11 protein-coding genes are annotated in these 9,986 nt (G+C 60.6%); 5 read left to right on the top strand and 6 right to left on the bottom strand.

The window, feature by feature from the left end:
- Positions 1 to 4 precede the first annotated feature (4 nt).
- The gene (locus ACP7D9_RS21855; protein ID WP_426159587.1) at positions 5 to 874 is read left to right on the top strand and encodes a TauD/TfdA dioxygenase family protein; all 870 of its coding nucleotides are present in this window, start codon (positions 5 to 7) and stop codon (positions 872 to 874) included.
- A 54-nt stretch (positions 875 to 928) separates the two neighbouring features.
- On the opposite strand, the gene ACP7D9_RS21850 is transcribed toward ACP7D9_RS21855, so the two are convergent.
- From ACP7D9_RS21850 to ACP7D9_RS21830, 5 genes are all read right to left on the bottom strand, one after another.
- Positions 929 to 2,173 (bottom strand): MFS transporter, encoded by a 1,245-nt coding sequence (locus ACP7D9_RS21850; RefSeq protein WP_426159586.1) that lies wholly within the window; start codon positions 2,171 to 2,173, stop codon positions 929 to 931.
- Positions 2,173 to 2,688 (bottom strand): GNAT family N-acetyltransferase, encoded by a 516-nt coding sequence (locus ACP7D9_RS21845; protein WP_101155480.1) that lies wholly within the window; start codon positions 2,686 to 2,688, stop codon positions 2,173 to 2,175. The genes ACP7D9_RS21850 and ACP7D9_RS21845 overlap by 1 nt, the downstream gene beginning before the upstream one ends.
- 214 nt (positions 2,689 to 2,902) lie before the next feature.
- Positions 2,903 to 3,403, bottom strand: a complete 501-nt coding sequence (greB, locus tag ACP7D9_RS21840; protein WP_101155661.1) for a transcription elongation factor GreB — start codon at positions 3,401 to 3,403, stop codon at positions 2,903 to 2,905.
- A gap of 46 nt (positions 3,404 to 3,449) precedes the next feature.
- Positions 3,450 to 5,954 (bottom strand): ABC transporter permease, encoded by a 2,505-nt coding sequence (locus ACP7D9_RS21835; protein ID WP_426159585.1) that lies wholly within the window; start codon positions 5,952 to 5,954, stop codon positions 3,450 to 3,452.
- Positions 5,954 to 6,637, bottom strand: coding sequence for an ABC transporter ATP-binding protein (locus tag ACP7D9_RS21830; RefSeq protein WP_016770883.1), 684 nt, complete (start codon positions 6,635 to 6,637; stop codon positions 5,954 to 5,956). Before ACP7D9_RS21830 ends, ACP7D9_RS21835 begins: the two co-directional genes overlap by 1 nt.
- A 10-nt stretch (positions 6,638 to 6,647) precedes the next feature.
- Between ACP7D9_RS21830 and ACP7D9_RS21825 the strand changes: the two genes are divergently transcribed.
- The 3 genes from ACP7D9_RS21825 (at position 6,648) to ACP7D9_RS21815 (ending at position 8,678) form a co-directional block, all read left to right on the top strand.
- Entirely contained in the window at positions 6,648 to 7,253 is a 606-nt protein-coding gene (locus ACP7D9_RS21825) for an arylesterase (protein ID WP_178081132.1), read from the top strand.
- 57 nt (positions 7,254 to 7,310) lie between these two features.
- A complete protein-coding gene (locus ACP7D9_RS21820; RefSeq protein ID WP_003226812.1) occupies positions 7,311 to 7,604 on the top strand; it encodes a hypothetical protein in 294 nt (97 codons plus the stop codon).
- 105 nt (positions 7,605 to 7,709) lie between these two features.
- Complete coding sequence (locus tag ACP7D9_RS21815) at positions 7,710 to 8,678, top strand: L,D-transpeptidase family protein (RefSeq protein WP_426159584.1); 969 nt, start codon at positions 7,710 to 7,712, stop codon at positions 8,676 to 8,678.
- A 129-nt stretch (positions 8,679 to 8,807) separates the two neighbouring features.
- On the opposite strand, the gene oprI is transcribed toward ACP7D9_RS21815, so the two are convergent.
- A complete protein-coding gene (gene oprI, locus ACP7D9_RS21810) occupies positions 8,808 to 9,059 on the bottom strand; it encodes an outer membrane lipoprotei OprI (RefSeq protein ID WP_003183784.1) in 252 nt (83 codons plus the stop codon).
- A gap of 639 nt (positions 9,060 to 9,698) precedes the next feature.
- Between oprI and ACP7D9_RS21805 the strand changes: the two genes are divergently transcribed.
- On the top strand, positions 9,699 to 9,980 hold the full coding sequence (locus tag ACP7D9_RS21805) for a GNAT family N-acetyltransferase (protein ID WP_016770879.1): 282 nt from the start codon (positions 9,699 to 9,701) through the stop codon (positions 9,978 to 9,980).
- Positions 9,981 to 9,986 lie beyond the last annotated feature (6 nt).

Raw genomic sequence — 9,986 nt, 5'->3', positions numbered from 1 at the left:
GAACATGGATCAATTGGCATTGAAAGCTATCGAGGGCATCGCGGGGCAATCCCGCGCGCCTTACCGCAGCATCACCCTGGACCGTCTCACGCCGATCATCGGCGCCGAAGTAGGCGGGATCGATCTGTCACAACCATTGAGTGAAGAGCAACTCACGGAAGTGCGCAGGGCCCTGCTGGAAAATCACGTGCTGGTCTTTCGCGATCAGCACCTGACCGTCGAACAGCACAAGGCTTTCGGCCGACTGTTTGGCCAATTGCGGGCCTTGCCGGTGGAGGACATCGACGGCGATGACCCTGAGCTGGTCGTCATCCGCGCCAGCGCGAAATCGCGGTTCGTCGCCGGGGAAACCTGGCACTCCGACGGCACGGCGGATCTGGAACCGTCCATGGGCTCGATGCTCTACGTCAAGGAAACCCCGGCCATTGGTACGGGCGGCGATACGTTGTTTGCCAATATGCACCTGGCGCTGGAAATGCTGTCGCCGGCCATGCAGCTGTTCCTCGGGGAGTTGACTGCGATCCACGACGGCGCGATTCCATGGAAAGGCTTTCAGCCGCCTGCCAATCTGCCCAGGACAGAACACCCGGTGGTGGTTCGCCACCCGGAAACCGGCCGCAAGTCACTGTTCGTGAACTCCGGTTTCACCTCGCACATCGTCCAGCTGTCTGGCGGCGAGAGCCAGACGCTGTTGAGCATGCTGTTCGACCTGGTTGCGCGGGAACCGATCCTTAGTTGCCGGGTGCGCTGGGCGCCGAACACTCTGGTGTTCTGGGACAACCGCTGCACCCAGCACCACGCGGTCTGGGATTACTTCCCGCATTCGCGCTATGGCGAACGTGTGACGATCCTTGGCAAACAACCCCGCGCGTGACCCCGCTATGGTCCTTGGCGCCAGCGAGATGGATCGCTCCGCCAAGGACAGTCATCAAGCCGGGGGGGACGCTTGCACCAACTCAGGCTGGCTGGCGCGCAATACCCAATACCCCAACAACCCGATCGGAATGCAGGTCAGCGCCAATCCCCAGAACAATACCGCACCACCGTACTGTGCTATCACCACCGCACCGAGTAACGGCGCCAGCGCTGAACCAAACCCCGCCAACATCGAAATCCCGATAAAACTGCCGCGCATCCCCGGCGGCGCCAGGCGATCGATCAAGGTACCGAACAGCGGCATCACAATGATCTCGGCAAAGGTTGCGAAGACCACGGCGAACAGCCAACCCGCCCACCACGCCTCGGTGTTCAGTGCTATCAGGGCGTGGGCAATCATCAGGCAGCCCAGCGCCACCAGATAGGCGGTTTTGTCGGCCAGGGCAATCAACCAGTTCATCAGCAACAAGTGCACCACCAGCACCACGGCGGCGTTGGTGAAACTCATCATGGCGATGATGTGGTTGATGTCATCGACGCTCAGTTGCAGCAGGTAGAAGGTCAGAGGTTCGTCCATTTGTGCGTAGAGCAGCACCAGGAAAAAGTTGGCGACGATGATTGATAAAAACAACTGGCTGCGCAGCATCGCTCCGAAGATCTGCCGCAGCGGGGGGGAAGTGGTTTGCGTCAGGTGCGGGTTATGCAACCGTGCACGATCCGCGTGGATGATCGTCAGGGCCAGCATGGCGCAGGCGCCTATGGCAATGCAGAACACGCCGTCGCTTTGATGGTTGGCAAACCACAGGCCGATCAGCGGGCCGATTGCCGCCGCGCAATTGACCACGTAATAACGGATGTGGAACAGGAAGGTGCGCTGAGCGGCATCGACCGCGGTATCACTCAACAGCATGCGCAGCAGAGGTTCGAGAATGCTCTGGGACACCGCCATGCCGATGATCGCCACGAAATAGCTGGTTTGCCCGGGTAACAGGCCCATAACCAGGTAACAGCTGGCACTCAGTGCGCACCCCAATAACATCAGATTGCGCGTATTGAAGCGGTCCCCCAGCAGGCCACTGAGTGGCGACAAGGCAATCGATATCACCGCGCCGAGAGCCAGTTGCGCGCCTATTTCAGTGATCGGCGTACCGAAGCGTTGGTTCATCGCCACCGCAATGAATGGCCAGATCATGAACGAAGCGACGCGAGCCAGGCCGATGCCCAGCAACAGCCAGCGCGTCGGAGCGGGCAGGGCGCGTAACGAGGCCAGTGTGCCGGTGGCGGGGCGCTGGTCCATCAGCCCAGCCGAAGCTGATAGATCAGGTCGTCAAACCATTGATCACCAATCCGATAGGCCTGGGGCACGCGGCGTTCAAATGTGAAACCGCATTTCTCCAACACCTTGCACGAGGCGATATTGCCGTCGGTGACGGTCGACTCCAGCGACTCCAGGCCGATGGCCGCCGCGTAGTCGATGATCGCCTTGCGGGCCTCTGTGCCGAAGCCCTTTCCTTGGAACTCCGGTAGCAGCAGCGTGCCAACCTCGGCATGGCCAGGCGACAGAATGCGCATCCCGCTGACGCCGAGTTCCTGCTTGCTGGCCTTGTCGATCACCACCAGACATAGCCAGTGCTCGGACTGCGGCGTCCACGCGGGCAGGCGATGGTCGAAACCTTTGCGAATCTGTTCCTCGGCCAGCTCGCCGAATACGAATTGCATGGTCAGGGGTTCGGTGTGCAGCCTGACAAACAACGGCCAATCGGACTCGACCATGGTCCGCAAATGCAACTGCTCGGTGTTCAACGCCAGCATCCATTGCTCCTGATGTGATCAAAAAAGGACAGGGGTTTCAGGCGGCGGGGCTGGCTGCATGACACGAGGTTGATAGCTGCGCCGTGTTCCCTGTAAGCGCGCCAGCTTAAATTATCAGGTGATCGGTGGACATCGCGATTGCGTGCCGATTTGATACACCAAGTGTTCCGGTTTATCGGGAAACGGTGTCGTGCACCTTCGCGCGCACCCTTTGTCAGGGTGAGGTGTTCGCGCTGTCTGGGGAGTTGTCGTATGAAATCCGGTTGATGTACCAGATCGCCTCGCCGGTCGGGGTCTGCACGACGGCTTCGTCACCTTGCCCCTTCTTGAGCAGCGCCCGGGCCATCGGCGAGTCGATCGAAATGTAATCGTTGCGTCCGTAAATTTCGTCGTAACCCACCACTCGGAATTTTTTCAGCTCTCCTTCGTCATTTTCAACCTCGACCCAGGCGCCGAAAAATACCTTTCCTTCCTGCTCGGGGGAATAATCGACGACCCGGACGTCCTCCAGGCGCTTGCGCAAATATCTGATCCGTCGATCAATTTCTCGTAGCAGCTTTTTGTTGTACTGGTAATCGGCGTTTTCGCTACGGTCACCAAGTGACGCCGCCCACGCCACTTTCTGAGTGATCTCGGGCCGGTAGACCCGCCACAAATGATCAAGCTCAGCCTTGAGGGTGTCGTAGCCGCCGCGAGTGATGATATTTGTGGCCAAGACGGCTTCCTTTGGATAAGTCATGCATGTTCAAGGGGCGAGTCTATCAACCCTCGCGCAACACTGTCAGCGGGCTGGCGTTCAGAGCCCGGCGAGTGCCAAACACGCCAGCGCCACCAATCAGCGCGGCGCCAATCAACGGCAGCACCAGCAGCCATGGATGCGGATGCCATGGCAGGTCGAAGGCGAAGCGGTACAGCACCAGGCTGACCACTTCCGAGCCGATCGCCGCGAGCAGACCGCTGACCGCACCCAACAAACCGAACTCGATTCGCCGCGCCTTGATCAACAACCGCCGCTCGGCGCCCAACGCACGCAACAGTGCGCCCTGGCGGATGCGTTCATCCAGCGTCGCTTGCAGCCCCGAAAACAGCACCGCCATTCCCGCAGCCAGAACAAACAACAACACGTATTCCACCGCCAGAGTGACCTGGGCGAGGATGCTGCGCAGCTGTTCAAGCAACGCTTCGACCTGCAGGATGGTCACCGCCGGGAAGGTCCGCGACAGCTCGACGATCTGCTGATCATGCCCCGGCGCCAGATAGAAACTGGTCAGGTAGGTCGCGGGCAGATCCTTCAAGGTACCGGGCTGAAAGATCATGAAGAAGTTCGGCTGGAAGTTGTCCCAATTGATCTCGCGCAGGCTGGTGACCTTCGCTTCGCGATTGACCCCGCCGACACTGAACACCATGTGATCGCCGAGTTTGAGTTTAAGGCTTTCGGCCACCTTGCCTTCCACCGAAACCCCCGGCACATCGTCGGACGGCTGACCGCTCCACCATGAGCCGGCGGTGAGCTTGTTGCCGGGAGGCAGATCAGCCGCCCAGGTCAGGCTCAGGTCGCGTTGAATGGCGCGATCCCCCGCCGAGTCCTTGCTGACGATTTGCTGCACCGCCTCGCCATTGATGCTGATCAGTCGTCCCGGCACGACCGGATACAGCGGTGCCGCTTGCGCGGAGACCTTGATCAGATGATCGGCGAAAGCCTGTTTGTCAGCCGGCAGGATGTTCAGCGCGAAGTAGTTCGGGGCGTTTTTCGGCAACTGGTTTTGCCAGGTATCGAGCAGTTCACCGCGCAGCAGCGCGATCAGCGCCATCGACAGCAGGATCAGGCCGAACGCCAGCGACTGCCCAGCCGCGGCTAGCGGATGACGCAACAATTGGCCAAGGCCCAACCGCCACGGCAACGAGGCGCGGGCGAGCATCCGGCGCAAGCTTTGCAGCAACAGCAGCAGCAGGCCACCCAGCACCAGCGCGGCGACCACGCCACCACCGAGCAGGGCAAAGGTCAACAGCAGGTCGAGACTCAGGCGCCACATGATCAGGCCCAGCGCACCCAGCGCCGCGCCGTAGACCATCCATGTGCTCGACGGGATCGGCAGCATGTCGCGACGCAATACCCGCAGCGGTGGCACGCGACCCAGAGCTGCGAGCGGCGGCAAGGCAAAACCGGCCAGCGCCACCAGCCCGGTGCCGATCCCGGCAATCGCCGGAAACAGGCCACCCGGCGGCACGTCACTCGGCAACAAATCATGCAGCAGCGCGAACAGCCCCAGTTGCGCCAGCCAGCCGAGCAGGGCACCACTGATGGCGGCAACCAGCCCAAGCACGGTCAGTTGCAGACTGAACAGCACCATGGTTTCCCGGCGCGATAAGCCGAGGCAGCGCAGCAAGGCACTGGCATCGAAACGCCGGCTGGCGAAACGGTTGGCCGACAAAGCCACCGCCACCCCGGCCAGCAACACCGCGACCAGACTGGCCATGTTCAGATAGCGCTCGGCCTTGCCCAGCGCGCCGCCAATCTGCCGGTTACCGTCACGGGCGTCCTGGATTCGCTGGTTTGCGGCGAGGCCCGGTTTGATCAGCTCGCGATAGGTTTCCAGCGCCTGCGGTTCGCCGCGCCAGAGTTCGCGATAACTCACCCGGCTGCCGGGTTGCACCACGCCGGTGGCAGCGAGGTCGTCAAGATTGATCAGCACCCGTGGCGTCAGGCTGTAGAAGTTGCCGGCGCGATCCGGCTCATAGGTCAGCACGCGCGTCAGTTTCAGGGTCTTCATGCCGACGTCGATGCTGTCGCCGATCTGCAGATCCAGCGCGGTCAACAGACGCGCCTCGACCCAGGCTTCTCCGGGTTGCGGTTCGCCGCCGACTTCTTCCTGGGCAAAGGGTGCGGGCGCGCTTTTCAGCTCGCCACGCAAGGGATAGGCGCGGTCGACGGCTTTGATGCTGGATAACTGAATGCCGTTGTCGGTGGCAATGACGCTGGAAAACTCCACCACTTGTGCATGATTCAGGCGCAGTTCGGTGCCGCTGCGGATTTGCTCCTCGCGGGCCGGCGAGCTGCCTTCCAGCACCAGATCGGCGCCAAGAAACTCGGTAGCGCGCAGCATCATCGCGCCATTGAGGCGGGCGCCGAAGTAGCCGATCGCGGTGCTCGCCGCGACGGCCACCACCAGCGCAAAGAACAACACACGCAACTCGCCGGCGCGGGCATCGCGCATGAGCTGGCGCAGGGCAAGGCTGAACAGACGCAACAGCGGCAGACGTGCCATCAAGGCTCCAGAGGGGCGACCAGCAGCCCGGCTTCAAGACGGATCAGACGCCGGCAGCGATGGGCCAGGCGTTCGTCGTGGGTGACCAGCACCAGCGTGGTGCCGCGTTCCTTGTTCAACTCGAACAGCAAGTCGCTGATGCGCTCGCCGGTGTGGCTGTCGAGGTTACCGGTCGGCTCGTCGGCGAACAGCACGTCCGGTTCGGCGGCGAAGGCGCGGGCGATGGCTACACGTTGCTGTTCACCGCCAGAGAGCTGGCGCGGCGAGTGGGTCAGGCGCTGGCCGAGGCCGACGCGCTGGAGCAATTGCGTGGCGCGCTCGCGGGCATCTTTGCGGCCATCGAGCTCGAGCGGCAGCATGACGTTTTCCAGCGCATTGAGGCTGTCGAGCAACTGGAACGACTGGAAGACAAAACCGACGTGCTCGGCGCGGATTCGTGCGCGCTGGTCTTCGTCGAGATTGCTCAGGCCTTGGCCGGCGAGGGTGACTTCGCCGCTGCTGGGCAGGTCGAGGCCGGCGAGCAGGCCGAGGAGGGTGGATTTGCCGGAACCGGACGCGCCGACGATGGCCAGGCTGTCGCCCTTGTTCAGTTCCAGGCTGAGTTCGTGCAGGATAGTCAGTTCACCTTCCGCGCTAGGGACCACTTTGCTGAGGTTCTTCGCGGTGAGAATGCTTGCGCCCATGGAGAATCCGATGCGTGTATGGTTTTTGAGTGCTGGCCTGGCCTTGATGTGCATGGCCCAGAACGCAGCGGCGGGTACTGTCCTGATCGTTGGCGATAGTATCAGCGCCGGTTTCGGCCTGGATACCCGTCTGGGGTGGGTGTCGCTGCTCGAGCAGCGGCTCAAACAAGAGGGTTTCGACGACAAAGTGGTCAACGCCTCGATCAGTGGTGACACCAGTGCTGGAGGCCAGGCGCGCCTGCCTGCGCTGCTTGCAGAGCACAAGCCTGCGCTGGTGATCCTCGAACTGGGTGGCAACGATGGCTTGCGCGGGATGCCGCCAACGCAATTGCAACAAAATCTTGCTTCGATGATCGACAGCTCGCGGCAGAACGGCGCCAAGGTGCTGCTGCTCGGCATGCAGTTGCCGCCCAATTATGGCAAGCGTTACACCGATTCGTTCGCCGAGGTTTACGGCAAGCTCGCCGAAGAGAAAAACATCCCGCTGGTGCCGTTTTTTCTCGAAGGTGTCGGCGGCCATCCGGACCTGATGCAGGCCGACGGTCTGCACCCGGCCGCCGGGGCTCAGGGCAAGTTGCTGGAAAATGTCTGGCCGACGCTGAAACCGCTGTTATGAGGCTTTTCTAGTGACAGGCTTTCGGCTAATGTGGCGCCCCCTAATTTGGAGCCCCCGATGCCGCGTCCTGCCTGGTCCCTGTTTGCCTACCAACTGATCGAGCCTGACGAGCAGCTGGACCTCTTCGCCTGCCAGGAAGTGCGGGTGCATCTGGTGACGCGTCAGCTGGAACTGGGTGGCTCGGCCGATCGCACCCTGTGTGGCAGCCTGTTGCCGGCGCAACCGCGCTGGTCGAGCGTGGATCGCCGGGTGTTTCAGGACCAGCGCCTGTGCTCGCTGTGCCGCGCGATACTTGAATCGCAGAAACGCGGTACGTCGCCGATCTGGCCCGAGCTGCGATTCGAACTCTAAGATCAAAAGGCGCGACACGGTCTATCGGCGTCTCTCCCGAATCCCCAAGCCGCGGTGTACAATCGCGCCCTTATACCCTTGATGATCATGCGAAGGATTTTCCGGATGTTGCCGCGCTTTCCTGCCGTCACCCGCTGCCTGTCACTTGCCGCCCTGTGTGTGGCCGGTCCCGTTGCTGCATTGGAGCTTCCCCTGCCACCACCCGGCGAAGACATCGTCGGCCAGGTGCAGGTGATCAAAGCCAAGTACGAAGACACCTTCGCTGACTTGGGCACCACCTACGATCTGGGCTATTCGGAAATGGTCGCGGCCAACCCGGGCATCGATGCCTGGCTGCCGGGCGCCGGCACCGAGATCGTCCTGCCAACGCGTTTCATCCTGCCACCGGGGCCGCGTGAAGGCATCGTCATCAACCTCGCCGAATACCGCCTCTATTACTACCCCAAAGGCCGCGACGTTGTTTACACCTTCCCGCTGGGTATCGGCCGCGAAGGCTGGGGCTCGCCGATCGCGCACACCTCGATCATTGCCAAGACACCGAACCCTACCTGGACACCTCCGGCCTCGATCAAGGCCGAACACGCCGCTGACGGTGATCCGCTGCCGAATGTAGTACCGGCCGGTCCTGACAACCCGCTGGGGCCGTTCAAGTTCACCCTCGGCACGCCGGGCTACCTGATCCACGGTTCGAACAAGAAGTTCGGCATCGGCATGCGCACCAGCCACGGCTGCTTCCGCATGTTCAACAACAACGTGCTGGAAATGGCCGGCATGGTCCCGGTGGGCACCTCGGTGCGCATCATCAACGACCCGTACAAGTTCGGGCGCAGTGGCGGCAAGGTCTATCTTGAAGCGCACACGCCGCTCGATGACAAGGGCAATCCGTCGGTGGTCGACAAGCACACGGCGGTGATCAACGCGATGCTCAAGCGTGAAGACATCACCAGCAACCTGCGCATGAACTGGGATGTGGTGCGTGATGTGGTCGCGGCCGAAGACGGTCTGCCGGTAGAGATCGCCGTGCCGAATACCTCGGCGCCGATGGTCAGCAGTGCACCGATCGATCTGCAATAACAGCGTTGAATGAAAAACCCGCCGAGGCGTGCAGCGCCGGCGGGTTTTTTATTGCCTGGAGACAAATGCCGGGCACAAAAAAGCCGATCCGGAAAACCGGATCGGCTCGATAACAATCCCGAGGGATTATTACTTGCGGCTAGCTTTTTCCAGCATGCGCAGAGCACGCTCGTTAGCTTCGTCAGCAGTCTGTTGTGCTTTTTGAGCAGCAGCCAGAGCTTCATCAGCTTTACGGTAAGCTTCGTCTGCACGAGCCTGGGAGCGAGCAGCTGCGTCTTCAGTAGCGGTCAGACGTGCTTCGGTTTCTTTCGATGCGCTGCTGCAACCGGTAGCCAGAACTGCGGCCAGAGCCAGAGCAGAGAATTTCAGAACGTTGTTCATCGTGTTCCCCTTCAAGGACTTTCAAATTAAGTGGCTGTCTCCTCACGATTGAGGAAATAGCCGGCGTACATACTACCCATTACTTGTAGTAAGTAAACTGACGTAGCGCAAGAAGCAAAAAAAATTGTAGGCGTTGATTCTTTTTCGAGCAACTTTTAACTGCGCTGTATAAAAAATATCCAGCTGCAAGCCCCGGCGTGAGCGACTCAAACGGAAAAAGTTCCCACGCTTGGCTGCTGTTTTTGCGACTTTAGGTAAAGTCTTTCTAAATGAATTCGTCCACACTTTTGTTCAGGTTCTGCGAAGCGCTTCGCGTATCTTTGTTGATGTTCAGGTGACTTTAAAAAAGGTTGCACGTCTTAAGTCTCAACATTCCGGCAATGTTCAGGCAAACGGCACGCGAAGAGCGTCTTGCGGCCCAACCTGCGAGCATCGAAGTCCTTGTGCACAAACCGTCCGATGACGAGCGTACCTTGAGCATTTGCGCCAATGGTGCCTACTATTCAGCAGGTGTCAGGTTGCGCGAGATCGGTGTGGCTCTTCTCGGTGTCCATCAGGCACGGGGTGGCGTAGATGTTCCTTCGCCGGGAAAACATCGGTAAGGTAGGGGTCACAATTCAAGACCCGCGAGGAGTAGTGATGAGCGAGGCGTTGTCCATCCACCATGACCAGGCTGGTCATCAATTCGAGACCACTGTGGACGGTCATCGTGCTTACCTGACCTACATGGATCTGGGCAAGCAGACCCTGGATATCTATCGCACCTTCGTGCCCAACGCCCTGCGTGGCCGTGGCATTGCCGCAGCGTTGACTGAACGCGCGCTGCAATACGCCGAAGAAATGGGCTATACGGTGATTCCGTCCTGCTCGTACGTTGAGCGCTACATGGAACGCCATCAGCGTCGCGCTGCGAAGATCTGAACCGCA

It is taken from the genome of Pseudomonas sp. TSRC2-2 (assembly GCF_049897785.1).
In the GTDB taxonomy this organism is placed as follows: domain Bacteria; phylum Pseudomonadota; class Gammaproteobacteria; order Pseudomonadales; family Pseudomonadaceae; genus Aquipseudomonas.
This window is presented reverse-complemented; position numbering and strand designations above follow the sequence as displayed.

Coding starts and splice junctions, on each gene's coding strand:
- ACP7D9_RS21855 (WP_426159587.1), top strand. CDS start 5: ATGGATCAATTGGCATTGAAAGCTATCGAGGGCATCGCGGGGCAATCC.
- ACP7D9_RS21850 (WP_426159586.1), bottom strand. CDS start 2,173: ATGGACCAGCGCCCCGCCACCGGCACACTGGCCTCGTTACGCGCCCTG.
- ACP7D9_RS21845 (WP_101155480.1), bottom strand. CDS start 2,688: ATGCTGGCGTTGAACACCGAGCAGTTGCATTTGCGGACCATGGTCGAG.
- ACP7D9_RS21835 (WP_426159585.1), bottom strand. CDS start 5,954: ATGGCACGTCTGCCGCTGTTGCGTCTGTTCAGCCTTGCCCTGCGCCAG.
- ACP7D9_RS21830 (WP_016770883.1), bottom strand. CDS start 6,637: ATGGGCGCAAGCATTCTCACCGCGAAGAACCTCAGCAAAGTGGTCCCT.
- ACP7D9_RS21825 (WP_178081132.1), top strand. CDS start 6,648: ATGCGTGTATGGTTTTTGAGTGCTGGCCTGGCCTTGATGTGCATGGCC.
- ACP7D9_RS21820 (WP_003226812.1), top strand. CDS start 7,311: ATGCCGCGTCCTGCCTGGTCCCTGTTTGCCTACCAACTGATCGAGCCT.
- ACP7D9_RS21815 (WP_426159584.1), top strand. CDS start 7,710: ATGTTGCCGCGCTTTCCTGCCGTCACCCGCTGCCTGTCACTTGCCGCC.
- oprI (WP_003183784.1), bottom strand. CDS start 9,059: ATGAACAACGTTCTGAAATTCTCTGCTCTGGCTCTGGCCGCAGTTCTG.
- ACP7D9_RS21805 (WP_016770879.1), top strand. CDS start 9,699: ATGAGCGAGGCGTTGTCCATCCACCATGACCAGGCTGGTCATCAATTC.